Raw genomic sequence first — 24,343 nt, 5'->3', positions numbered from 1 at the left:
ATATTCATAAACAGCTTTTTTACAGCAAATAAAAACGCCACAGTTTATTACTGTGGTTTTTTTTGTTTTGATTCATGAAAATTAGTGAAATTCATAGTGAATTTGTTTGATTGTTAATCTTATTTAATAAAATAAAAAAATATGATATCAATATAGCAATTTTATATCTTTGTTTAAGGAAAGCAGAAAATATAAGATATGATTGATCACTCGTTCGCTGTAAGTAAATTTGGTTTTTTAGGTGCCGAATTTTTATCTGAGCTTGAAAAACATGCTGTTGCTATTGATATAAAAGCAAAAACTGAGATCATAAGGGAAGGACAAAAAAATAAGTTTGTTCCTTTCCTTATAAAAGGCTCTATCAAGGTATTTACTCTTAATGATGGAAGAGAGCTCATCTACTATTATATTAAACCTAAGGATAGCTGTCTGATGACCTTTTCATCTATTCTTACAGATTATACCAGCAGGGTATATGCCATTGCGGAAGAAGACTCAGAAGCCATTCTTATCCCCGTTTCTATCATGCATGAATGGCTCATAAGATTTCCGGAAATCAATAAGCTGTTTTATCATGAGTATGACCGGAGATTTTCAGAAGTGATGAATATGGTGAACGATGCCGTTTTTCACAGGTTGGATAAGAGGGTTCTGAACTATATCAAACAGCAGATTGTATCCACAGGAAATAACCCTATTAAGATTACCCATCGTGAAATTGCCAATAGTTTGGGAACTTCAAGAGAAGTGGTGAGCAGAGTTTTGAAAAAAATTGAAAGCGAAGGTGAAATTATGCAGACCAAAGAAGGAATAAAAGTTCCTGTAAATGAAAATGTTAGATCAGTCTAATTTCGATTGTTTGAAAACTTTATTTCCATCATTGATAAAAACAATTTGACTGGTGACTTTTATCACCTATTTTTGAATTGAGAACTCAATAAGTTTGTTATATCATAATTTAATTCAAATTGTATATGACAAAAACTCTCTTTTTTTTGTCAATGTTTTCTTCAGGTCTTGTCTTTGCACAGGAAGATCTGTTGAAAGATATTGACACCGTTAAAACCAATACAGAAACCTCACAACCCGCCTTCAAAGCCCTTCAGATTGTTACAGGGCAATCTACAAAACTGGCTGCTAAAAAAGAATGGTACATTATCGTTGCCCATAGATTTGGAGACATCAGCGCAGGATTTAAAGACTTTTTCGGACTGGATCATGCTTCCACCAAATTAGGCGTTATCTATGGTGTTTCAGACGCAGTATCTGTAAGTCTGTCCAGAGAGACAAATATGAAAACCTTTGAGGGAGCAGTGAAGTACAGACTGGTAAAACAAAGTGAAAACTTTCCGGTAGATATTGTGGGGTATAATGTAATGGGGGCCAATACTGAACTGGACAAAGATACTTATCCGCATCTTACATTCAGTGACAGGCTTTCTTATCTTACACAGGCCCTGATCTCAAGAAGGTTCAGTGATAAGCTTTCCGTACAGCTTACGCCTTCCTTTGTGCATAAAAACCTTTACGAACCTACCATTGAAAACAAAAACCAGTTTCTGGCAGGGTTGGGAGGACGCTATAAGATCTCAAAAAGAGTTTCTGTAAATGCAGAATACTTTGTGAATTTTGACGATCACAGTTTTTATAAAAACCCTTTATCATTAGGTGTAGATATAGAAACAGGAGGACACGTGTTCCAGCTTTTACTCACAAACTCCCAGATAAATTCAGATATCGGATATCTTACCAATGCTACCGGAGCATGGGGAAAGGGGCATATTTTCTTTGGGTTTAATCTTTATAGAGTTTTTTAATATGAAAAAGCTAACATCCTTATTGATATTGTCGTCAGCAATCATACTGACGGCTTGCGACAGCAGAACGTATGAAGAGATTTCTGATAACACACCCATCACGGCGCCCGTAAAATATACTTCAGATGTAAAACCCATTGTGGATAACAGCTGCATAGGCTGCCATTCTGCGGCAAGTTTTAAACCGCTCGTTACCTATGATCAGGTGAAAAATAATATTGACGGAATTTTAGACCGTATCCAAAGGCCTAATGGCGATCCAGGGAAAATGCCTCAGGGAGGATCTCTGTCTGCAGCCCAGATCAATATATTCATCAAATGGAAAGCTGACGGATTACATGAAAATTAAAAAAATTGATATGAAAAAATTAGCATTATTAAGCGTATTACTTCTTTCTGCGGGATACGCTTCAGCACAAAAATATAGCTCTAAAACAGGGAAAGTAACTTTTGAAGCTTCGGTACCTTTGTTTGATGATATCTTTGCTCAGGATGACAACAATATTGTTATTCTCAATGCAGACAATGGTGAAATGGCATCAGTCTCAACTGTCAAAAACTTTCATTTTAAAACAAAATTAATGGAAGAACATTTCAATGAAAGCTATGCTGAATCTGCAAAATATCCAAAAACCACTTTCAAAGGGAAGATTGCCAACTTTGATAAGACAAAACTTACTGCAAGCCCTCAGAAATATACGGTGCAGGGAACATTAAACTTTCATGGCGTAGACAAAGCCGTTACCTCTTCTGCCACTTTATATGCAAAAGACGGGAAAATCTATATGCAGGGAGGTTTTGTGGCAAGACCTGTGGATTATAAAGTAACTATTCCTAAAATGGTTACCAAGAAAGTGGCTGAGAATGTCAATATTGAATACAACTATGTAATGGTAAAACAATGAGACATTTCATCTTGATATTAGGATTGTTCCTGAGCTCATTATTATCCGCTCAGGAAAAAGGGAAATCAATATTTGATATGGCAAGAAGTGGGACAGTGGCTGAAGTACAGGAGTTGATGAAACAAAATCCGGATGTGATTAATCAGATCAACGAGAACGGATTTTCACCCCTTATTTTAGCATGTTACAGAGGAAATACAGCCGTGGCTGATTTTCTGATTGACAACGTAAAAGATGTAAACTATAAAAGTCGTGAAGGAACAGCGCTGGCAGGTCTTGCAATAAAATACAACAAAGATCTGGTAGAGCATCTGCTCAAGAAAAAAGCAGACCCCAATATTGCAGATGAAACAGGATACACACCTTTATTCTGGGCTGTAAAATCCGGAAATAAAGATCTGGTAGAGCAACTGCTGAAATATAAAGCAGATAAAACAAAGAAAGATTCAATGGGAATGACCCCTTTTGAATATGCATTACAAACCAATAATAAGGAAATTATTAATCTTTTAAAAAATTGATATGAAAAAAACTTTACTAGCGCTTAGCGTACTTCTTGCCAACTTTGTTTTGGCGCAGTTTTCGTCTGGAACGGTAAATTTACCGGCAACTTCTATGACGGTGAAATTAGATACCACTCCCACCGGAGTAACAATGACCGTGACTGGTGACAGCAACTCCATGATGGGAATTGGTTTTGGAACTGTAGGAATGGCTCCGGGATCAGATGGCTTTATTTATAATTCATCAGCTAACAGAGACTATACATTTATAGGAATGACAACGCCTAATGCTGATGCTGCCCAGGACTGGACAGAAACGTCCAATACCGTATCCGGATCTACAAGAACTGTAGTGGCAACAAGGTCACTTACAGGTGGAGCAGGAGATTTTGCCATTGCCAATGCTGCCGGAACCATCAATATTTTCTATTCCCGTAAAAGTGGTGGAACTTCTTTAGGATATCATGATGCAGGAAGAGGATATGCAACATTGACGATGACGGCTGCCACTTTATCTACCAATGAGATTACAGCTGATAGCAAAAAGGTAAATCTATATCCTAATCCGGCAAAATCAACTGTTAATTTCAAAAATTCTGACAAAATAAAATCCGTTGATATCTACGAAGCAACAGGCAGAAAAGTATTGTCAGTAAAACCGGATGGAGAAAGTATCACTGTTGAAAATCTGAAATCAGGAAGTTATTATCTTGAAATTCAGCTTAAAGACGGAAGTACATCTTATGAAAAACTGATCAAAGAATAATTTTTCAGAAAAAACACACCTAAATATTTTTTTTAAACAGATACCTCTGATCTTTCAGGGGTATCATTTTTTCTTTAAGCCCCATTTTCAGGGAGTTTGCTTTAAAATTCATATATTTGTGTAGATCCTGATTCTTAACAAAAAGAAATTTCCTGACCTTACAATTTTGACAACCCATGGAATTTAAAACTTTAGCCGATATCACAACAGATGAACTTTTATCCGTGTTCAATCATTCATTTTCTGACTATGTTGTTCCTTTTCACTTAACGAAAGAAGTACTTGTTTCAAAAATTGATGCAGAAAAATTAGATATGAGTTTATCTGCCGGAGCATTTGAAGATGGAAAACTGGTAGGCTTTATTCTTCAGGCTGAAAAAATTGAAAATGGTGAGAAAATTATTTATAATGGCGGAACAGGAGTGGTTCCCGAAAGTAGGGGGAAAGGCCTGGTGAGAAAAATGTATGATTTTATCATTCCTGTTTTAAAAGAAAGAAATGCAAATACACTACTGCTTGAAGTTATCGAAGGGAATCAGCCTGCTATCAGGGCTTATGAAAATTTAGGTTTTACGATTGTCAGAAGACTGCTTTGCTTTAATGGAAATATTAAACAGGAAAAAGGAAATACTGAAGTATCCATACGAGATTTGAAAGACTTTCAATGGGATGTATTATGCTCATTCTGGGATATTGAACCTTCTTGGCAGGGATCTGTTTTCGTATTGGATCCAATGCCGGAAAACTATGTGACTTTAGGGGCTTATGAAAGAGAAAAGCTCGTCGGATATATTGTTTATGGTCCTGCCTCAAGAAAAATATATCAGTTTGCTGTAGATAAGAATTACAGAAATCAAGGAATAGGTACAAAGTTGTTTAATGCGATTAGAGAAAAAAATAGCGGACAGGCTATAGCCTTGAACAATGTGGATGATTCTTCAGAAAATACCGCTGTGTTTCTTAGCGAAAGAGTAGGGCTGAACAACTGGTTGTCACAGTTTGAAATGAAAAGGCCTATTTAACAGAGAGTAATTTTGACTCAAACAAAATAAGAGGTTTTAATATACTTTTAATCTCCTAAACTTTTCAGGCAGAAGTATAGGATGTAACTTTGCGGAAAATTTTAAAATAATGAAGCGAGGAATCCATTTTTTACTGCTGCTCATTTCCTTTACGGCTTTTGCACAACAAGCCAATATTGACACTGCCCAGGTGGTTATTCCGGGAAGACAAAACAGCACAGAAGCACAATCAAAACCTTATGTAATTATGATATCAACGGATGGTTTCCGTTATGATTATGCCCAGAAATACAATGCTGAAAACCTTTTGAAACTGGCTAATGGCGGTGTAAAGGCTGAAGCAATGATTCCAAGCTATCCAAGCATTACTTTCCCGAACCACTGGAGTTTAATTACCGGCCTTTATCCTTCCCATCATGGTTTGATTGATAACTTTTTTTACGATTACAAGAGAAAAGAAGGGTATGCCATGAGTAACAAAAAAAATGCTGAGGATGGAAGCTGGTATGGAGGAACACCGCTTTGGGGACTTGCTGAAAAACAGGGAATGGTATCTGCCTCTTTAATGTGGGTAGGATCTGCCAGTGATGCCGGAGGAATGCGACCTACTTATTATTATCCTTATCACGAAAAATTCACGCCTTCTGAAAAAGTAGAAAAAGTAGTCAACTGGCTGAAATTACCGGAAGATAAAAGACCGCACTTTATTTCATTATATTTCCCGGAAGTAGACGGAAGCGGGCATCATTATGGTCCGGATACCAAAGAAACAGAAACAGCTGTTCATTTAATAGACCAGGCCATTGGGAGTCTTGTTCAGAAAGTAAATGATTTAGGATTAAAAAATGTCAACTTTATTTTTGTTTCCGATCACGGAATGATTAAAGTAGATGGAGGTACACCGCTGGAAATTCCTGCTCTTCTTTTTGATAAAAACAGATTTGATTTTTACAATTCCCAGACTTTACTAAGAGTTTACGTTAAAAACCCTGATGAGGTAAAAGCAGTTTATAAACAACTGAAAGCCAATAAAACAGACGACTACGAAGTATATCTTGATAAAAAGCTTCCCAGATACCTGCATTTCGCTACAAGAGATGACCAGTACAACAGAATAGGGCAGATTCTTCTGATTCCGAAAGCACCAAAGATTTTCCTGGAGAAAGGCAAAAAAACATCTGTTGGAAAACACGGCTATAACCCTAAAGTGGTACCGGAAATGAAAGCCACTTTCTTTGCCTGGGGCCCTGAGTTTAAAAACAATCTGGTGATCAGCGAATTTGCGAACATCAATGTTTATCCTTTGGTGGCTGAGGTTTTAGGATTAAAAATCGATCAGCCTATTGATGGAAAACTGAAAGTTTTAAAAGAAGCCCTGAAAGAGAAGAAATAATTCTTAAGGATTAAAATATAATAGTAAAAAAACAAGTTTCGGCGCACCAAAGGTGCGCCGAAACTTGTTTTTTTAATTGACTTAGAAATTAAAATTGAGAAGCAAACTCCTTTGCAAAATCTTCTAATTTAACACTTCCTGTAACCGGAGAACCGTGATCAATAAAATCCTTCTGCACAACACCTGTTCTTATTCCTCTTCCCATTTCAACATATAGCTTAGCCATATCTTCAGGTAATCCTGCCTGAAGCATTCCGTTTAACGAATCTTCATCAGAGAATTCTACCCATGGAAGCTCAGGTTTATCAACAGACGTTCCCAGAACCTTAGCAAAGTCAGACGCTTTTCTTACGTCACTTACAATATATCTGATGCTGTTGGTATTTCCGTCTTTTACCAGTTCTTCAGCGGCAGCTTTGGCGATATCATTGGGATGTACAATAGGTACTTCAACACTTGCAGGATAATTTCCTCCAATGATTCCTGCATTTTGAATTAAAGGAATATCATTGAAAAAATTGTTATAAAAATATCCGGCTCTTAAAAAAGTGAAAGAAGTGTTCTCTACTTCATTATATATTTTTTCAATATTGTGAAGTCCTGCAATAGGACCGTTTTCTACCGGAGATTCTGCGCCTACGCTGCTTAACATGACAGCTCTTTTTACATTGGCTTTTTTTAAAGCTTCCGCATAATTTTTCCCTGCATTGGTAGTATTTTCTACAATTTTATCCGGACTGATAGCCGGAGGAGTCATTACAAAAACCGCATCCGCACCTTGGAATGTTTGCGTTAAAAACTGAACGTCTGTAATAGATCCTATAGCTGGCGTTGCTCCCAGGGATTCAATATCCTGTTTTCTGGCATCGCTGCTGCTTACTATGGTAATATTGTGCCCGTCGGCAATTAATTGTTGTGCTAATGGTTTAGCCACATTTCCTAGTGATCCTGTGATTATAATTTTCATATGTAAATATTTTTTTATTTCTGGGAACAAAGTTATATTTGTACTTACTTTTATACAAGTACTTACCCTAAAGTATGTAGATATGACAGCCATCAAAGAAAGTTCAACCATTCAGGAGAATAAGAAAACAGTGCAGGATTGTCCTGTAATGTATGTCATGGAAAGAATTGGCGGATTCTGGAAACCGATTATTCTGTTCAATCTTTCCACAGGAGAAAAAAGATACAGTGAATTGAAAAAAGCAATTCCTGCCGTAACGGAAAAAATGCTCATTCAGCATTTGAAACAGCTTGAAACAGACGGACTCATTATCAGAACAGCAAAACCTGTAGTACCACCTCATGTAACGTATAAACTAAGTGACGCAGGGAATGAACTGGCCCCCGTGATTGATGCTATGGCAGCATGGGCTTTTCAGGATATGGAAAGAAATGATAATAAATGTGCAGAAGGAAACAGATATATAACGAATCAGGATCAGAATGCTTTCAGCCAAAACCTGAAAAAATAAAAACAGGCTCTTCAATCCGAAGAGCCTGTTTCTGTTACTATTCTATCAAAAAATTATAAAGACTGCATATCAATAACGAAACGGTATCTTACATCGCTTTTCAGCATTCTTTCATATGCTTCGTTGATGTCCTGCATTTTGATCATTTCAATTTCCGAAACGATATCGTGCTCTCCACAGAAATCCAGTAATTCCTGAGTTTCCGCAATACCACCGATTACCGAACCAGCCACCGATTTTCTTCCCATAATCATAGGAACTGTATTCAGAATAGGTTCTAAACCTCCAAGATATCCTACCAGAACATGAGTTCCATTGATATTTAAAGTAGCCACATATGGATTAACATCATGCACATAAGGAACCGTATCAATAATCACATCGAATTTCCCTTTTACAGCATCCATTTGTTTATCATCCGTAGAAATCACTACATGATCAGCTCCTAATTGTTTAGCGTCTTCCGTTTTTCCCGGAGTTCTGGAGAATAAGGTAACTTCAGCTCCCAGTCCTTTTGCCAGTTTAATGGCCATGTGACCAAGACCTCCCAAGCCTACAACCGCCACTTTAGATCCAGGACCTACATTCCAGTGTTTTAAAGGTGACCATGTGGTAATGCCTGCACAAAGAAGTGGAGCTACTGCTGCCAGATCAAGATTTTCAGGCACTTTTAAAACGTGGTGAGAATCCACCACTACTTTTTGAGAATATCCTCCAAAAGTATGACCTCCCAGATGTTTATCCTTTCCATTGTATGTTCCGGTGAAGCCATTCAGGCAATATTGTTCAAGATCATGCTGACAGCTGTCGCAGTGTCCACAGGAATCTACAATACATCCTACCCCTGCAAGATCTCCCACTTTAAATTTGGAAACATCGCTTCCTACTTTTGTGATTCTTCCTACAATTTCATGCCCCGGAACTACAGGATACAAAGATCCGCCCCAGTCATTTCTTGCGGTATGAAGGTCAGAGTGGCATACTCCACAATATAGAATTTCAATCTCTACATCTTTTGCGGTTACTTCTCTTCTTTCAATATTCATTTCTTTCAGATCTGCTGTGGTAGACTCAGCACCATAAGCTTTTACTGTGATTGTACTCATTTTTTATATTGGGTTTATTTAGGGTTATACATTATTATATTCTTGGTCTGTTACAGGCTCCAGCCATTTTACAATTCCATTTTGTGTATTAGGATTAATGGCAATATGGGTAAACTCACTGTCCGGAGCAGCTCCATGCCAATGGATGACATCAGGAGGAATATTGACAACGTCTCCAGAATTTAAAATCTGAACAGGTTTTCCTTTTTCCTGATAATACCCTTTTCCTGAAGTTACGATTAAAATTTGTCCGCCTCCATGAGAGTGCCAGTTATTTCTGCATCCGGGTTCGAAAATCACATTTCCGATCTGGCAGTTCAGGTTGTCTTCATTGGGTTTCAGAATATGAACCCAAGCTGTTCCTCCGGAGAAGTAATCTGAAGGAGCTTTTTCTCCTTTCGGAAAAATGTTGGTATTAAAAGTTTCCATAACGGTACAAAAGTCGAAACTTTCATTTAAACCCAACTTATACAGATTACCGAATTACTTACCAATTTTACAGACATCATTTAAGTTACAAATGAAAGTGGTAATTTTGAATAGCAATAAAAATATACTTCATGGAAAATCAGGAGGTTGAAATCTATAACACGGTCTCAGAATATAATAAAATGGCGAATCATGAAACCCTGCATCCGCTGGTAAGTATCATTGATTTTTCCAAGTCTGATCCTATCTGTCAGTACAGAAGAAAATTTGGATTTTATACCGTTTTTCTGAAAGACGTCATGTGTGGAGACATGCAATATGGAAAACACAGCTACGATTATCAGGAAGGAACACTGGTTTTTATTGCTCCCGGGCAGACCTATGGAATTTATAATAAAGACAGATTTGTTCAGCCTGCAGGTTTTGCTTTAATTTTCCATCCGGATTTAATCAAGGGAACCAACTTAGGGAAGAATATGAAAGATTATTCCTTCTTCTCTTATGACGTACATGAAGCGCTCCATCTATCAGAAAAAGAAAGGGAAGTAGTGCTGGATTGTTTTAAAAATATTAAACTGGAACTGGAGCAGGCTATTGATAAACACAGCAAATCTTTAATTGTTAATAATATTGAGCTTTTTCTAAACTACTGTATGCGTTTTTATGACCGCCAGTTTATTACAAGAGATCATATCAACCAGGGAGTCATCGGGAAATTTGAAAATCTGGTAGATGACTATTTAAAATCTGAAAATCCAAAGAATATAGGTTTCCCAATGGTCAATTATTTTGCAGAAAAACTGAATTTATCTGCCAATTATTTTGGAGATCTTATCAAAAAAGAACTGGGAATTTCCGCACAGGAATTTATCCACAATAAGCTAATTGATATTGCCAAAGAGCAGATTCTGGATCAGGCAAAAACAATCAGCGAAATCTCCTATGATCTGGGCTTTAAATATCCACAGCATTTTACAAGATTGTTCAAAACGAAGGTGGGTATTTCTCCGAGTGAATATAAAATCCTTAACTAGTTTTTTAACACGAATTACACTAATTTTTTCACGAATAACACTATGATGATTGGTGGATATTTGTGTTCATATTTGTGAAATTAGTGTTTAGATTTTTTCAACACGAATCACACTAATTTTTTCACAAAAGGCACTATCATGATTTGTGAACATTTGTGTTCATATTTGTGGAATTTGTGTTTAAATAATTAAATTTAAAGAGAAAAGTTTTCACAGTTTTAAAGATGACACCAAATCAGCAGCACACTATTATTTTCGAAACCCGTTTCGGAAAAATTTTAGCCTTAAAAGAAAATGGAATTATCAAAGCCAGAAGTATCCGGTATGCCCATTCTGAAAGATTTAAAAAACCCGTTGCGGTAGAAACTTCTTTATCTTCCATACTTATTTCTCCGGAAAAAACTCCGGTCTGTCCGCAGGCTCTAAGTCCGCTTGTTGAAAAAATGATTGGAGCAACACCTGTTGAAAGTTTCGAACCTGATGAAGCTACTCAATACCTTTCCATAACTCGCCCGGAAATAATATATGAAAATAAAAAACTCCCTGTTGTCGTTTGGATTCACGGAGGTTCCCATGAAATAGGCTGTGGCGATCTGACTACTGCCGATCCTGCTGAATGGGTGAAAGAACAGCATATTATCGTTGTGAGTGTTTCATATCGTTTAGGATTGTTTGGTTTTTTAGGTGGTGATGAAAAAAGGCCTGCCAATTTAGGCCTGTTAGATATTATCGAAGCCTTAAAGTGGATCAAAAACAATATTGCAGATCTGGGAGGTGATGACAATAACATTACCCTTCTCGGGCAGTCTTCAGGAGGTGATGCTATTGCCCATTTAATGATATCAGAAGAAGTGGAGGGTTTGTTCCAGCGCTTGATTATCCAGAGTGCTCCTTTGGGATTACGTCATAAAAGACAGAAGATGTCGGCAGAATTCCTGAAAAAAACAGAATTTTTGAAAGATGAAACCGACGTTTTAAAAATGATGGATGAGTACAAAGCATTTGTGCCTTCTGTAATAAAATATGGTTTGAAAGCTGCGATGCCTTTCGGAACTCAATACGGATATTTTCCTTTGTGTAAGGAAGAAGATTCTGTGGAAATGTGGAAAAAAAATGCTCAGAAGTACGATGTCCTGATTGGTTTAAATAATGATGAAACGGCTTTTTATCTCAAAACTTCCGAGGCTTTAAATAAATATTTCGGAAAGGGATTCGGTTTAAGAATTATGGATAAAACGGTGGAAAAAACTACAGCATTGATCTACGGAAATCCGGCAATACAGTTTGCCCGGAATCTGGCGGACGCCGGTGGAAATGTTTATCTCTTCAGAATTCATTCAAAACTGAAAGACAATCATATCGGAGCACCGCATTGTATAGATCTTCCTTTAATTTTCGGGAATGAATCAGCCTGGAAATCTTCCGAATTGCTGAAAGATATTCCCTGGAGCCGTATTCATGAGAATGGCAAAAAGTTAAGAGCACTCTGGGCTGAATTTGCCCGTACCGGAAAAATATCTGACACCTCCGAAAGACCGGAAATTTTGGAACTGCGTAAGATGTAATAATAAATCCAACTTTAGGAAATCTCTAATCTTAACCGAAATCCAACTGAAGACGTAAACATTCCCATCCTTTGGAGGGGTATCAAAAATTCGAAAAATTTTTGGCGGGGTGGTTCATCATATTCTCAATATTTATCTTTAATAATGAAAATTGTATATACTAAACCAAGTAGTTGGTGTTAAATGTTTATTCATAATTGTAATTTTTAATGTATATTTAATAACTAAATCCTAAAAAATAATAATTATGAAAACAAACAAAGAAATCAAAGTAAAAAAATTGAACCGTCAGGAATTAAAAAGTTTAAAAGCAGGAGATTTAAATTGGGGTAAAGTATGCTGCACTTCCAATGAAGATGGACAATGTTGTGAATGGGCTATAGATGTTTGGAATTGCCGATATATTTACTGCTAAAATATACCCTTGTCAAGGTTTCAAACCTTGACAAGGGTTTCTGATAAATTAATCTTATTCAGGAATCCAGACACTCACATTTCCCGCCGGAGCAGGAAAATCTCCCCATCCGTTTTCATCAATCATTACTTTCTCTTTGAATCGTTTCAAAATATCTTTAAATTTTTTCCCAGCGTAAAGTGTTCCCACTTCCATAGGTTTATTGTAAGCATCTTTATTACTTAAAACTACTACACATCCTGAATGCTCATCATCTCCCGTACGTACCCAGCCGAGACAGTTGGCATCTTCGAAATAATCATGCTGATCACCATATGCATGTTCTTTTCTCGCTTTTAACAGTTCTTCAATACCGTCTACTTTGGGCATAAATATTTCCTGATCATTGCCTTCTCTATCTTTATCCACATAATGAGCGCCATAAAGATCCGGGTAAAATACACAGGGATAACCGTCTTTTCTCAATAAAATAAGGGCATAGGCAATAGGCTTGAACCAAGGTTCCACGGGAGCTTCAAGATCCTGTAATGGCTGAGTGTCATGATTAGCAACCAAACTGACAGAATGCATAGGGTCTGCCTGAGTAAGAGTTTCATCAAAAATTCTTCGGAGATCATAAGAGCCTCCTTCCCTGGAAGCAGTATGAAAATTATTCTGTAAAGAACTGTCGAAAAGACTCATACAGCCTTCTGTGACCTCAATATATTTTTGAAGAAGGTGGAGGTATCCCGGGGCCCAGTATTCTCCAACGGCGAAAATATCTTTTCCTGAATTGGAACGGAGGAGTGTAAGCCATTCTTTGTAGAAATCAAAAGAAATATGTTTTAACGCATCCAGTCTTACTCCATCAAAATCGGTCTGATCAAAATACCATTTTGCCCAGGTGTTGAGCTCCTCCCGTACAAAAGGATTCCGGTGCTCAATATCATTATACATCAGGTAATCATAGTTTCCTTTTTCATCATCAATCATTTCTTCCCAGTCGTTTCCGTATTCTGATTGAATTTTAAAGATATGGGAATCCATTCCTTCAGCATAATCTACCCCACTGAAACAAGTGAAATTCCATTCAAAATCAGAATATTTTTTTCCTCTTCCCGGAAAGGTAAATTTTGTATAAGATTCTATTTCGATCACATCGGAAATTACTTTTTCTCTGTTTTCCTCATCTACTTTTACGACGTTGAATTTTTCCAGCTCATCACCTCCGGCTTTATGTCCGAGAACAATATCTACAATAACCTGTATATTTTGTTTTTTTAAGGCTTTGATGGCTTTTGTATAATCGTTTTTAGTACCGTATTTGGTAGGAGTAGTTCCTTTTTGATCAAATTCTCCGAGATCATACAGGTCGTAGGCATCATAACCGATGGAATAGCCGCCATTTGTCCCTTTATAGGCAGGAGGAAACCATACAGAAGTAATTCCAAGTTTTGCTAAGTTTCTTGCCTGTTTTTCGGCTTCTTTCCACAATTTTCCATCTCCTTCAGAATACCAGTGGAAAAACTGGATCATAGTTGGGTTCATAAATTTGCTGATTTGGTAGATACAAGGTAGCGAAAAAATATGATTTATTCATTTCCGAATTCCTCAAACGGGATTTTTAGTTGAACCGAAACCTGTTTTTTTTCTTCCGTATTCAGGTGGGAGAGAGATAATCCGAGCAGGCGGACAGCTTTATCAAAAGGTCGGAGTTCCCAAAGTTTTTTTCCGGTAGTATAATACTGTTCCGGCGATGAAAAATAATCCTCTTTCGTAATGCTTCTTGTGAACAGAGAAAAATCTTTATATTTTATTTTTAATGTTAAAGTCCTTCCGAGAATATTATTTTTCTGTAATCTCTGATGAATTTCCTCAGCAAGGCTTTCCAGTTTTTCATTGATCTGCTGTTCATCCAAAAGGTCTTCAAAAAAAGTTCTTTCCACGGCCACACTTTTCTGAATACGGTGCGGTTTTACTTCAGAAGTATGAATTCCACGTACCACATTATAATAGTGCTGACCGGATTTTCCAAAAAGTCTTATCAGATCTTCAAGTGATCTCTTTTTTAAATCTTTTCCTTTATAAATTCCCAAACTAAACATTTTGTTAGCCGTAACCTTTCCAACACCGTAAAATTTTTCTACAGGCAGCTCTTCCAGAAAATGCTCCATTTTATCAGGATGAATGGTTTTCTGACCATTCGGTTTATTAATATCGGAAGCTACTTTAGCTAAAAATTTGTTGACGGAAATTCCTGCTGAAGCCGTTAAGCCGGTTTGTTCAAAGATTTTCTGACGGATTTCTTTGGCAATGAGGTTGGCAGATTCCATTCCTTTTTTGTTTTCGGTGACATCCAGATAGGCTTCATCCAGAGACAGAGGTTCTACCAGGTCCGTATATTCATAGAAAATTTCCCGGATCTTTTTCGAGATCTCTTTATATCGGGTAAATCGGGGAGGAACAAAAATAAGCTGTGGACACTTTTCTTTAGCTGTTTTACTGGGCATTGCAGAACGAACACCAAATTTTCTAGCTTCATAGCTTGCAGCTGCCACTACACCACGATGCTGTCCGCCTACGGCTATGGGCTTGCCTTTCAACGTAGGATTATCATGCTGCTCCACAGAAGCATAGAATGCATCCATGTCCACATGAATAATTTTACGAAGAGGCAAAGAAAAATCCATATACAAAGATATGGATTCCTTTATTGGCGGTAAATTTTTTGTAGAAGGTAAGTTTTTATAAAAGTTTGTAGCAGGAGGCCGGAAGTTAATAAGTATGATATGGAAATTGATGACCTGTTTATTGAAAATTAATTAAAAAAAAATAACAGATTATTCAACGTACTAAGATTACTTCCATCTCCCATCTTCTTTCTTCCGCCTTTTAAGCCTTCAGTCTCATGGTAAGAAGATGAGATTCAAAACCTGCTTTTTCATAAGCTTTTATGGCAGATTCATTTTGAGCGTAGACATCAAGTCTTACCTCATTGATTCCCCTTGATTTTGACCAGGAAATCAGTTCATCAGTAATCACTTTATTAATTCCTTTTCCTCTGTGCTCCGGCTTTACATACATAAAACCCAGATAGGCATATTCTTTAAACTGATAATAATCTTTTGCTGCTTTTTTAATCAGAGCGTATCCTGAAGCAATGATTTCGTTATTTTCTTCGGCGACAATTACGGTTGCTTCCGGAGATTGTATCAGATGTTTTAAATCATAATAATGAATCTCTCCTTCAATCAATGTACTGTTGAACGGTCTTTCGGCAGTAACAACTCCCTGTTCAAATTCTAAAAGGATTGCTAAATCCTGCTCTGTGGCTTCTCTTGTGATCATGGTGGTCTTTGTATAAAATTTTAAAACTCACTGAAAATTTAATGTTTCCAATGAGTTTTGTTGGTTTTTCGGATTAAAATAACTGACAGTTATTTTAAAAGCTTGTCTATGGTTTGCTGAAGTTCAGGATCTTCGGGAGATATTGCGTAATATTTTGCAATAGAAGATTTCTGATCAATTACCATATATCTTGGGATCCAGTTAAGGTCTACATAATTATTAAAATCATTCTTCCAGCCTGTGGAAAACCAATAATTTTCTTTGTCTTTCATATCAAATCTTTCAAGACTTTTTTCAAACCCTTCTTTTGAACGGTCTAATGATAGAAATACAAAATCAATATTCTTGTTATTTTCTTCTAATTCTTTAGCTTTTGGAAGAGCATTTAAACAGTCTCTGCACCATCCGGCCCAGAAATCAATCACTAAAACTTTTCCTTTATGCTGATTCAGAATCTGCTGGATGGTAACGGTTTTTCCATTTTCATCTTCTAGTTTCTGCTGCAAAGCTTCTTTTGAAAATCCTGTTTTCAGGATCGCAGGGACTTTTTGTGAATAACTTATCCCAAAAATACCCATCATCAATAATAATATCAACTTTCTCATCTCGTACAATTTCATGGGTACAAATCTAAACAATGAATGGCAATCTGGGATTGATTTCTTGGGAATTAGTAAAAATTTATGATATTGATGGATTCTATGGGTGAGGAGAGTGGGAACGGGTAAACCACCTGTCAAAAATTCTTTGAATTTTTTCCACCCCCACAGGAGGGGAATGTTACGTCTTCAGTTGTAATATTGAGCTATGCTATTTTACTGATAGTTTTTAATCAAGCCTTTTACAACGGCAATTACATTGGGCATTGCTTTGTTGGCTGCATTCAGAACTTCTTCGTGAGAAACGGCAAAAGCGACGTCCGGTCCGCCAAGATCTGTGATGACAGAAATACAGAAAACATCCATTCCCATATGTCTGGCAACAATGACTTCCGGAACAGTACTCATTCCTACCATATCACCGCCAATGGCTTTAATCATGCCATATTCTGCCGGAGTTTCAAAAGTTGGTCCTTGTAATGCTACGTAAACTCCCTGATGGATTTTAATCTGGTGATCTGCAGCTGCCTGTTCCGCAGTGGCAATCATTTTTTTGTTGTAAGGCTCGCTCATATCCACAAAACGTGGTCCAAGCTCATCAATATTTTTTCCGCGTAAAGGATGCTCAGGCATCATGTTGATATGATCTTTCAGAATAACAATATCTGCAACGCTGTAAGCCGGGTTTACACCACCACAGGCATTGGAAAGAATAAGGTTTTGAATTCCCAGCAAATGAAAAACTCTTATGGGGAAAGTCACCGTTTCCATCGAATGTCCTTCATAATAATGGAAACGTCCGCTCATCATCAGTACTTTTTTTCCTTCCAGGATTCCGTAAATCAGTTTTCCGGTATGTCCGGCTACTGTAGTTTGTGGAAAATGAGGAATGTCTTTGTACTCTAACACATGGATCGGTTCTACTTCATTTTGTAATTTACCAAGTCCGGATCCTAAAACAACTGCAAAATCAGGGGTTTCCTGAATAATATTTTTAATAAAATCTGCAGTCTCTTTAATTTTTTCTAACATAATCTAAGATGATTTGATTGAATTCTTCTTTCTTATCAATAAGTACATTGATAGGCCAGTAGTAAACAATTTCTCTAAGATAGTCAAAAGTTTTCAGACGTACATAGTCTTTCTCTGTGGTTAATATCAGTTTATATTCTCCTAATTTTTTGTATTCGGCAAGGATTTTTTTTATATCATCATCCGTGAAATTATGATGATCTCTGAATTTTAAATGTTTCACCCTTTTTGAGAATTTGGCCAGATGTTCCAGAAGCGGTTTAGGATTGGCAATTCCGGTGATCAGTAAAATATCATAATAATTCAGGTTATTATCCGGAAGCATTTTATCTTTTCCGTATACATTTTCGTCATAGCCGATGGATGAAAAGAATACTTTCTGTCCGTAAGAAGGTCTTATTCTTGAAATATAATACCTTTTGGTTTCCTCTGTCAATTCATCAGGACATTTGCTGACCATGATGATATTGGCTCTTTTATATCCTGCTCTAGATTCTCTCAGATCTCCGGCAGGAAGAAGGTAATCCTTGAAAAATGGATCATTAAAATCAGTCATCATAATATTGAATCCTGCTTTGATGGCTCTGTGCTGCATGGCGTCATCCAGTACCAGAACTTCAAGATCCATATCGTCAATTACTTTTTTGGCTCCGGGAACACGTTCTTCGGAAACGGCAATTACGAAACGGTTTTTAAAACGTTCAAAAAGCTGCATCGCTTCGTCACCCACCATTTTGTAGTTGCTTTCGTAATTTGTTACTTCATAGCCTTTGGTAAGCCTTCCGTAACCCCGTGAAAGGACTCCGGTTCTGTAATGTTTGGATAAGAATTGAGCAAGATACATCACCATGGGTGACTTCCCGCTTCCGCCCACAGAAAGGTTTCCGACATTGATTATCGGTGTCTTGAATTTTGTCGACTTAAAAACTCCCAGATCATACATTGTGTTCCGGATACCCGTTACCAAATGATAACCGAGGGAAAAAGGATAAAGGTACCATCTTTTCATACGATTGCAAAAATAGGAATTTTAATAAGCATTGATGTAATATTCTCGAAGACTTTTCAACAAATATTTCGTTAAATTAAAGTATTTTTGTGGAGTTATTACAATACATTGAGATACTTTATTGAATTTTCTTACAACGGAAAGAATTATTTCGGCTACCAGATACAGCCGGATGCTATTTCTGTACAGGAAGAACTGGAAAAAGCGCTGTCTACCATTTTGCGCGAAGAGATTAAAACTACAGGTGCAGGAAGAACAGATACAGGGGTTCATGCTAAAAAAATATTTGCCCATTTTGATACGGAAAAAGAATTGGATGATCAGCTTGTACGAAGACTGAACAGTTTTCTTCCTCCCGATATTTCCATTAAAAAAATTTTTCCGGTAAAAGATGATTTTCATGCCCGTTTTGATGCCACGTATAGAACCTACGAATATTTTATCTCACTGGAAAAAAATCCTTTTACTCAGGAATCTGCATGGCAGCACTGGAAAAGAGGTCTGGATATCAATGCCATGAATGAAGCCTGTAAGATTCTTTTTGAATATGAAGATTTCACCAGTTTTGCCAAGTTAAAAACAGACAACAAAACCAATATCTGCAAAATTTATAAAGCAGAATGGGAGCAGAACGGAGCGGAATTGAAATTTACCGTTTCTGCCAATCGTTTTCTCAGGAATATGGTTCGTGCTATTGTTGGAACAATGGTAGAAATAGGAACGGGAAAACTGAAACCGGAAGATCTTCGGAAAGTAATTGAAGACAAAAACCGCAATGCAGCAGGTACCTCAGCGCCGGGACACGGGCTGTATCTGGTAGATGTAGGGTATGAATTTTAAATAAAAAACTAAAAACAAAATAATAATCATGTTATCAATTTTTATTCTTATCGGTGCCTACCGATATTATGCGCAGCTGGCAGAAAGATTTGGAAAAACAAAATGGCAATACGGTGTTTTGGCCATCGGAATTTATCTGGGAACCCAGATTGTGCTGGGTATGGGTTACGGAGTGTATTTGAGCGTAACAGACCCTGAATCCGTAGATCATGTAAATTACACAGGATTTTCCGGAGTGAATATCGTAGGTTGGCTCATCTCTATTGTTGCCGTTTGGGGAGTTTATAAACTCCTTGAAAATAAGTTTATAAAAGAAAGACCGGCAAAAACCATCGAAATCGAGGAGATCGGGAAGACTATTGATCAGTAAGTGTTATATCGTTTCTATTCCAGCAGTCAGAAACCAGGAAACAAAGCAGAATATGTAGCGGATTGGATACAAAATGATGCTTAATATATTCATATTGTAAATGGTAGGTATCTGATATTTTCTATGACGATTTGCAAAAGTTGTAAAGGCAGTCCGGTTATAATGTCTTATTTTTGCATAGAATTTTATTTTAATTCTTTCTTTCGATTCGTACAATGAAAAAACAAGATACCTGGGGAATTATAAAAAGGCTGTTCTTTATCGGAATGAAATTTCGTTCTTGGTTCATCCTTACCCTTATCATTTCCATATTCCTTTCCATCGTTTCTACTTACAGGCCTTATCTTACGATGCAGGTGGTGGATAATGACATTACAAAGCTGCATGATAAAGCTTTGATGATGAAACACATCTACATCCTTGTGGGATTGGTGTTTGCTGAAACGATATTAAACTTTTTCCTGGTTTATTTTTCAAATTTCATCTCCCAGAATGTGATCAGGGATATCAGAGAGCGTTTATATGCTAAACTGATTTATTTCAAAACTTCATTTTTTGACAAAACGCCTATCGGGCAGCTGGTGACGCGTGCCGTAGGAGATGTGGAAACCATTGCCACGGTATATACAGACGGTTTCCTGATGGTATTCGGGGATATCCTGAGAATTCTGTTTGTCCTGGTGATGATGTTCAGTACCAATGTTCACCTGAGTTATATTACGCTGGCTATTTTACCTTTAATGGTAGTTATTACAAGATTTTTCCAGAAAAGACTGAAAAAAGCTTTCGGAGATGAAAGAAACTGGACGGCCAATCAAAACTCTTTTGTTCAGGAAAGACTGGCAGGGATGTCGATCATTCAGGTCTTCAACAGACAGGAATCTGAGTTCAAGAAATTTGATGATATTAATATTACGCTGAAGGGAGCATTGCTGAGAACTGTATTTATTTTCTCCCTGTTCTTTCCTGTAGTAGAACTTATTTCTTCACTATTCATCGGTTTTATCCTTTTCTATGGAGGATATATTACGATCAGTGCCGGAGTGGTAATTGCCTTTATCCAGTATATTTCAATGCTGATCCGTCCTTTGAGACAGATTGCAGACCGTTTCAACAATATCCAGCGAGGAATTGTAGGAGCAGAAAGAGTATTGGGATTGATGGATGAAGAAAACTCAATGCCGAATAACGGAACCGTGAAGAAAGATCATTTTGCCGGGAAAATTGAATTCCGGAAAGTGCACTTTGCATATGATGAAAAGCAGGAAGTGCTGAAAGGCATTGATTTCAAAGTAAACCCGGGAGAAACCGTAGCGATTGTAGGAGCAACAGGTGCTGGAAAATCTACCATTATCAGTTTGATTACAAGATTATATGATATCAACTCCGGAAATATACTGATTGATGATGTGGATTTAAAAGATTATGAGCTTTATAATCTCAGAAGTCATATCGGGGTAGTATTGCAGGATGTGTTCCTGTTCCACGGAAGTATTTTTGAAAATCTTGCTTTTGGAGATGACAGTATTACCCTGGAGAAAATAAAAGCAGGAGCCAGAGAAATTGAAGTGGATGATTTCATTCAGCAGCTTCCTGGCGGATACGATTATGTAGTGAGCGAGAGAGGTTCATCTATTTCTTTAGGACAGAGACAGCTGTTGTCTTTCCTGAGAGCCTATTTATCAGATCCTAAAATTTTAATTCTGGATGAAGCTACGTCTTCCATTGATCATGAAAGTGAAAAGCTGATTCAGAGAGCTACAGAGAAAATTACCAAAAACAGAACTTCTATTATTATTGCCCATAGACTTTCTACCATTGAAAAAGCAGATAAGATTATTGTAATGGAGCATGGTAAAATTGTAGAAGAAGGAAAACACCTTGAACTTCTGGATAAGAACGGATATTATGCCACGCTTTACAAAGCCCAGCTTCGCCATGAAGTGGAAATGGAAGAAGAAAAAGAATCGTAATCAGAGAGAAACCATTCCCTTGAAATGAGATAAACAAAAAAGAGAGCCAGAAATGACTCTCTTTTTTTATATTTAATTAACTACATACAATTCATTACTGCTTTTTAAAACTGCAGAATACAAAATTTTGAACCGTGTCAAAAGGAGTGGTGTGATCTTCAGTTATACAGTTTACTTTTTTAAAACTTTTTTCAAATTTTTCGGATAATGATTCTTCATCATACTGCTGAATATCCAATCCACTGCATTTCGTAGGACCGTTTTTCGAAAAAGTTCCGACAATCATAAAATGGTTCACCTTCTTTTCTGCGATATCGATGTATTTTGAAACCTGTTCCGGGGTGGTGAGGAAATGAAAGGCAGCTCTGTCATGCCAGATGTCATAGGTTTCTGCAGGTGCGAAAGCTGTAATGTCTGTCGCAATCCATTTTACTTTACCGGCTGCATCTCCAAGTCTTTCCTGTGCCTTTTCCAGGGCTTTGGCAGAAATATCAAGTACTGTAATATTTTCATAACCTTCTTCAAGAAGAAAATCAACAAGGTTGCTGTCTCCACCACCAATATCAATGATGCTGGCATTTTTTCCCAATCCGGAAGAATGTATAAAATCAAGGGAAGTCTGAGGTTTTTTCTGGGTCCAGCTTACCTGATCTGGATTTTTGGTTTCATATACATTTTCCCAGTGGTTTTTGTTGTCAGAAGAAATCATGATTCTTTTAATTGATTATTGATTTCCTCAAATTTATTAATTAATTCGTTAAGTTTTTCCTGTTGTTTCTTTATGGTTCGTGGTCTCAGATAAAACCAGTTGAAAGCGATCCATGCACATGTTATAGCATAGGTCAGAATTCCTGCACCAAGAGTCATTCTGGAAGTGTATTCATACATATACAAACAAATTCCCAGAAAGAGCATCATAAAATACAGATTGAGTATGGTTGTCTCCATTAATTTCTGCTTGCTTTTTACCACGTATAAACTTTGAAGATATTCACTGTTCGACTGGGTTTGATCAATCTTATAAAATACCATAAACATTTTATTATAGGCCAGAAGAAAGATGACCATAGCCAGAATAACAAGTACAATTCCAATTTTTGTAGTGATCATCTGAGGCTGGTAAATGTACCAGATAAAAGCAATTAATATGGAGGTGGTGATTAAAGCCACGTTGGCGAGAATCAGTCTGCGAAGGTTCTGGTTTCTGAATTTTTTCAGTTTTCCGAGCAGTTCTTCCAGATTGGGTTTGTTGGAAGTTTGCTGCTTCCATATATTTTTGAAATCGATATTAGTATCCATTGTCTTTAAACTTTTGCGTTAGTTTTTCTTTTATCCTGTGAATCTTTACTCTGATATTAGACTCTGAAAGTCCTACGATATGAGCTATTTCAGCCTGTTTTATCTCTTCCAGTTCCAACGAAATAATGATTCTGTCTGTTTCAGGCAATTCTGAAATAAACTGATAGAGCATTTGAATCTGAGGTTCCATAGATTCCTGTTTTTTTTCTTCCAGATTGATGGGTAAATCTGTTTTGGCAAATTTCTTTTCCTTTTCAATCTGTCGGAGGCAGTTATTAGAAGCTATTCTGAAAATCCATGTTCCTACACTGGATTCATTCCTGAATTTCGGGAGCTGCTGCCAGACAATGATAAATGTTTCCTGAGCAAGATCCTGAGCAATATCAGTATCATTCACATATCCCATACATAAACGGAATATCCTTTGCCAGTAGAGTTCGTATATCTCTTCAAAAGCCATTATTTCGCAGATAAAAAGTTATTAAGTTGGTTAAAATACCAATCCTTATCATCGTACATAATGAAGTGTAGTCCTTTTGAAGCATACTGCATATTGGCATTCTTTAAATTTTTGTACTGCCCTTCAATAGTGGGTTTAAGGTTAACAAAAAAGGATTCCAGAAGGATGAGGGAAGGGCACTGGATGTTTTTTATTTTTTCTCGGAGGTCGGTATTATAAAAATCACAGTACATTTTAGCAAATGTTTTTCGGTCAGATTTCATACTCCAATTGATTACGGTTTCCTGCATCGAAGGATCTGCTAAGAGACGTGGCATAGCCTGGGCCTGCATTTTTCGGAACTGCTCATCATTCATTGCTGTTAACTGAGTTATAGTAGCCGAACAATCATTGTTTTCTTTAGAAGTAAAATTAGGATCGGATAAGGCTGCCAGGCAGGGCAGAGTATCTACAATGATAATTTTACCGACAAGTTCAGGATAGTCGGCTGCAATAGCTAGGGCAAGACCGCCACCCATACTATGTCCGATAAGAATAGGTTTTTCAATATTATTATTTTTGATGTAAGCCGCTATTTCTTTTTCCCAGTCTTTAAAGCTGGCATCTGCCTGTGGTTTTGCTCCTGCAAATCCAGCCATTGTTAAAGTATAGCAGGTGAAATCTTTTTCAAACTTTGCCGTGGTTTCGTTCCATACATCTCCTGAAGAAGCAAACCCCGGAATGAATAGTAAGGATTGATTTCCTTTTCCCGTTTTCTTTACTTCAAACGGATAAGTTGTTTGTTGCCCGAATATATTGCATACCGCTAAAAAAAATAACATGATGATCAAAAGGAATGTGAATTTTTTCATGATTTCTAAAGTTTTAAAGTTTATTTGTCTTTTAGAGACGAACCTTAAAAAAATGTTACACAAGATTTAATCTTTTTTTTGAAAAAAATATTTCTCCTCCTTCCACACCCTTTTGTTTAGGGTAAAATCATATGAAATTTATTTTTATAA

28 protein-coding genes are annotated in these 24,343 nt (G+C 37.0%); 15 read left to right on the top strand and 13 right to left on the bottom strand.

The genetic code is table 11. The features are described from left to right. Positions 1-198: 198 nt before the first annotated feature. The 8 genes from DDF69_RS02675 (at position 199) to DDF69_RS02640 (ending at position 6,406) form a co-directional block, all read left to right on the top strand. Complete coding sequence (locus tag DDF69_RS02675; protein WP_114819424.1) at positions 199-849, top strand: Crp/Fnr family transcriptional regulator; 651 nt, start codon at positions 199-201, stop codon at positions 847-849. Positions 850-974: 125 nt separating this feature from the next. Next, a complete protein-coding gene (locus DDF69_RS02670; protein ID WP_114819423.1) occupies positions 975-1,817 on the top strand; it encodes a DUF5777 family beta-barrel protein in 843 nt (280 codons plus the stop codon). Position 1,818: 1 nt separating this feature from the next. Then, complete coding sequence (locus DDF69_RS02665) at positions 1,819-2,166, top strand: hypothetical protein (protein WP_228411911.1); 348 nt, start codon at positions 1,819-1,821, stop codon at positions 2,164-2,166. A 10-nt stretch (positions 2,167-2,176) separates the two neighbouring features. Beyond that, positions 2,177-2,722 (top strand): YceI family protein, encoded by a 546-nt coding sequence (locus tag DDF69_RS02660; protein WP_114819518.1) that lies wholly within the window; start codon positions 2,177-2,179, stop codon positions 2,720-2,722. Continuing rightward, positions 2,719-3,243 carry an ankyrin repeat domain-containing protein gene (locus tag DDF69_RS02655; RefSeq protein ID WP_114819421.1) on the top strand — a complete coding sequence of 175 codons (525 nt, stop codon included), beginning with the start codon at positions 2,719-2,721 and terminating at the stop codon, positions 3,241-3,243. The genes DDF69_RS02660 and DDF69_RS02655 overlap by 4 nt, the downstream gene beginning before the upstream one ends. Before the next feature lies 1 nt (position 3,244). Then, on the top strand, positions 3,245-3,991 hold the full coding sequence (locus DDF69_RS02650; protein ID WP_114819420.1) for a DOMON domain-containing protein: 747 nt from the start codon (positions 3,245-3,247) through the stop codon (positions 3,989-3,991). 176 nt (positions 3,992-4,167) lie between these two features. After that, on the top strand, positions 4,168-5,013 hold the full coding sequence (locus DDF69_RS02645) for a GNAT family N-acetyltransferase (protein WP_114819419.1): 846 nt from the start codon (positions 4,168-4,170) through the stop codon (positions 5,011-5,013). Positions 5,014-5,122: 109 nt separating this feature from the next. Then, on the top strand, positions 5,123-6,406 hold the full coding sequence (locus DDF69_RS02640) for an ectonucleotide pyrophosphatase/phosphodiesterase (protein ID WP_114819418.1): 1,284 nt from the start codon (positions 5,123-5,125) through the stop codon (positions 6,404-6,406). 88 nt (positions 6,407-6,494) lie between these two features. On the opposite strand, the gene DDF69_RS02635 is transcribed toward DDF69_RS02640, so the two are convergent. Next, the gene (locus tag DDF69_RS02635) at positions 6,495-7,373 is read right to left on the bottom strand and encodes an NAD(P)H-binding protein (protein WP_114819417.1); all 879 of its coding nucleotides are present in this window, start codon (positions 7,371-7,373) and stop codon (positions 6,495-6,497) included. An 82-nt stretch (positions 7,374-7,455) separates the two neighbouring features. Here DDF69_RS02635 and DDF69_RS02630 point away from each other — a divergent pair, with 82 nt between their 5' ends. Then, the gene (locus DDF69_RS02630; protein ID WP_114819416.1) at positions 7,456-7,884 is read left to right on the top strand and encodes a winged helix-turn-helix transcriptional regulator; all 429 of its coding nucleotides are present in this window, start codon (positions 7,456-7,458) and stop codon (positions 7,882-7,884) included. A gap of 53 nt (positions 7,885-7,937) precedes the next feature. Here the strand turns inward: DDF69_RS02630 and DDF69_RS02625 are convergent, their stop codons facing one another. Next, a complete protein-coding gene (locus DDF69_RS02625) occupies positions 7,938-8,990 on the bottom strand; it encodes an NAD(P)-dependent alcohol dehydrogenase (RefSeq protein ID WP_114819415.1) in 1,053 nt (350 codons plus the stop codon). A gap of 24 nt (positions 8,991-9,014) precedes the next feature. Beyond that, the gene (locus DDF69_RS02620) at positions 9,015-9,419 is read right to left on the bottom strand and encodes a cupin domain-containing protein (protein WP_114819414.1); all 405 of its coding nucleotides are present in this window, start codon (positions 9,417-9,419) and stop codon (positions 9,015-9,017) included. Between the two features lie 131 nt (positions 9,420-9,550). Here DDF69_RS02620 and DDF69_RS02615 point away from each other — a divergent pair, with 131 nt between their 5' ends. The 3 genes from DDF69_RS02615 (at position 9,551) to DDF69_RS21990 (ending at position 12,433) form a co-directional block, all read left to right on the top strand. Further along, positions 9,551-10,453: a helix-turn-helix domain-containing protein gene (locus DDF69_RS02615; protein ID WP_114819413.1), complete on the top strand. Its 903-nt coding sequence runs from the start codon at positions 9,551-9,553 to the stop codon at positions 10,451-10,453. Between the two features lie 224 nt (positions 10,454-10,677). Beyond that, entirely contained in the window at positions 10,678-12,018 is a 1,341-nt protein-coding gene (locus DDF69_RS02610) for a carboxylesterase family protein (RefSeq protein ID WP_185144307.1), read from the top strand. Between the two features lie 247 nt (positions 12,019-12,265). Continuing rightward, positions 12,266-12,433: a hypothetical protein gene (locus tag DDF69_RS21990; protein WP_162800860.1), complete on the top strand. Its 168-nt coding sequence runs from the start codon at positions 12,266-12,268 to the stop codon at positions 12,431-12,433. 54 nt (positions 12,434-12,487) lie between these two features. Here the strand turns inward: DDF69_RS21990 and DDF69_RS02605 are convergent, their stop codons facing one another. From DDF69_RS02605 to lpxK, 6 genes are all read right to left on the bottom strand, one after another. Next, the gene (locus DDF69_RS02605; RefSeq protein ID WP_114819412.1) at positions 12,488-13,960 is read right to left on the bottom strand and encodes an alpha-amylase; all 1,473 of its coding nucleotides are present in this window, start codon (positions 13,958-13,960) and stop codon (positions 12,488-12,490) included. A gap of 44 nt (positions 13,961-14,004) precedes the next feature. Then, positions 14,005-15,102 (bottom strand): DNA polymerase IV, encoded by a 1,098-nt coding sequence (dinB, locus tag DDF69_RS02600; protein ID WP_114819411.1) that lies wholly within the window; start codon positions 15,100-15,102, stop codon positions 14,005-14,007. Between the two features lie 202 nt (positions 15,103-15,304). Then, a complete protein-coding gene (locus tag DDF69_RS02595) occupies positions 15,305-15,760 on the bottom strand; it encodes a GNAT family N-acetyltransferase (RefSeq protein WP_114819410.1) in 456 nt (151 codons plus the stop codon). Positions 15,761-15,849: 89 nt separating this feature from the next. After that, positions 15,850-16,365, bottom strand: a complete 516-nt coding sequence (locus DDF69_RS02590; protein ID WP_114819409.1) for a TlpA family protein disulfide reductase — start codon at positions 16,363-16,365, stop codon at positions 15,850-15,852. Positions 16,366-16,575: 210 nt separating this feature from the next. Next, positions 16,576-17,391, bottom strand: coding sequence for a purine-nucleoside phosphorylase (locus tag DDF69_RS02585; RefSeq protein ID WP_114819408.1), 816 nt, complete (start codon positions 17,389-17,391; stop codon positions 16,576-16,578). After that, entirely contained in the window at positions 17,375-18,400 is a 1,026-nt protein-coding gene (gene lpxK / locus DDF69_RS02580; RefSeq protein WP_114819407.1) for a tetraacyldisaccharide 4'-kinase, read from the bottom strand. The genes DDF69_RS02585 and lpxK overlap by 17 nt, the downstream gene beginning before the upstream one ends. A 108-nt stretch (positions 18,401-18,508) precedes the next feature. On the opposite strand from lpxK, the gene truA reads away from it, so the two are divergent. From truA to DDF69_RS02565, 3 genes are all read left to right on the top strand, one after another. Continuing rightward, a complete protein-coding gene (truA, locus tag DDF69_RS02575) occupies positions 18,509-19,240 on the top strand; it encodes a tRNA pseudouridine(38-40) synthase TruA (protein ID WP_114819406.1) in 732 nt (243 codons plus the stop codon). Between the two features lie 28 nt (positions 19,241-19,268). Further along, positions 19,269-19,610 (top strand): hypothetical protein, encoded by a 342-nt coding sequence (locus tag DDF69_RS02570; protein ID WP_114819405.1) that lies wholly within the window; start codon positions 19,269-19,271, stop codon positions 19,608-19,610. 215 nt (positions 19,611-19,825) lie between these two features. Then, positions 19,826-21,583 carry an ABC transporter ATP-binding protein gene (locus tag DDF69_RS02565; RefSeq protein ID WP_114819404.1) on the top strand — a complete coding sequence of 586 codons (1,758 nt, stop codon included), beginning with the start codon at positions 19,826-19,828 and terminating at the stop codon, positions 21,581-21,583. Positions 21,584-21,677: 94 nt separating this feature from the next. Here DDF69_RS02565 and DDF69_RS02560 read toward each other — a convergent pair whose 3' ends face one another. From DDF69_RS02560 to DDF69_RS02545, 4 genes are read right to left on the bottom strand one after another with little or no spacing between them, the layout of a single operon-like run. Beyond that, positions 21,678-22,292 carry a class I SAM-dependent methyltransferase gene (locus DDF69_RS02560; RefSeq protein WP_114819403.1) on the bottom strand — a complete coding sequence of 205 codons (615 nt, stop codon included), beginning with the start codon at positions 22,290-22,292 and terminating at the stop codon, positions 21,678-21,680. Next, the gene (locus DDF69_RS02555) at positions 22,289-22,882 is read right to left on the bottom strand and encodes a hypothetical protein (protein ID WP_114819402.1); all 594 of its coding nucleotides are present in this window, start codon (positions 22,880-22,882) and stop codon (positions 22,289-22,291) included. The genes DDF69_RS02560 and DDF69_RS02555 overlap by 4 nt, the downstream gene beginning before the upstream one ends. Beyond that, positions 22,872-23,342, bottom strand: a complete 471-nt coding sequence (locus DDF69_RS02550) for an RNA polymerase sigma factor (protein WP_114819401.1) — start codon at positions 23,340-23,342, stop codon at positions 22,872-22,874. Before DDF69_RS02550 ends, DDF69_RS02555 begins: the two co-directional genes overlap by 11 nt. Next, positions 23,342-24,193, bottom strand: coding sequence for an alpha/beta fold hydrolase (locus DDF69_RS02545; RefSeq protein ID WP_114819400.1), 852 nt, complete (start codon positions 24,191-24,193; stop codon positions 23,342-23,344). Before DDF69_RS02545 ends, DDF69_RS02550 begins: the two co-directional genes overlap by 1 nt. Positions 24,194-24,343: the final 150 nt, after the last annotated feature.

This window comes from Chryseobacterium sp. KLBC 52 (assembly GCF_003347605.1).
GTDB lineage: Bacteria > Bacteroidota > Bacteroidia > Flavobacteriales > Weeksellaceae > Chryseobacterium.
The sequence above is the reverse complement of the archived record's forward strand: the minus strand, read 5'-3'. Positions and strand labels throughout refer to the sequence as shown.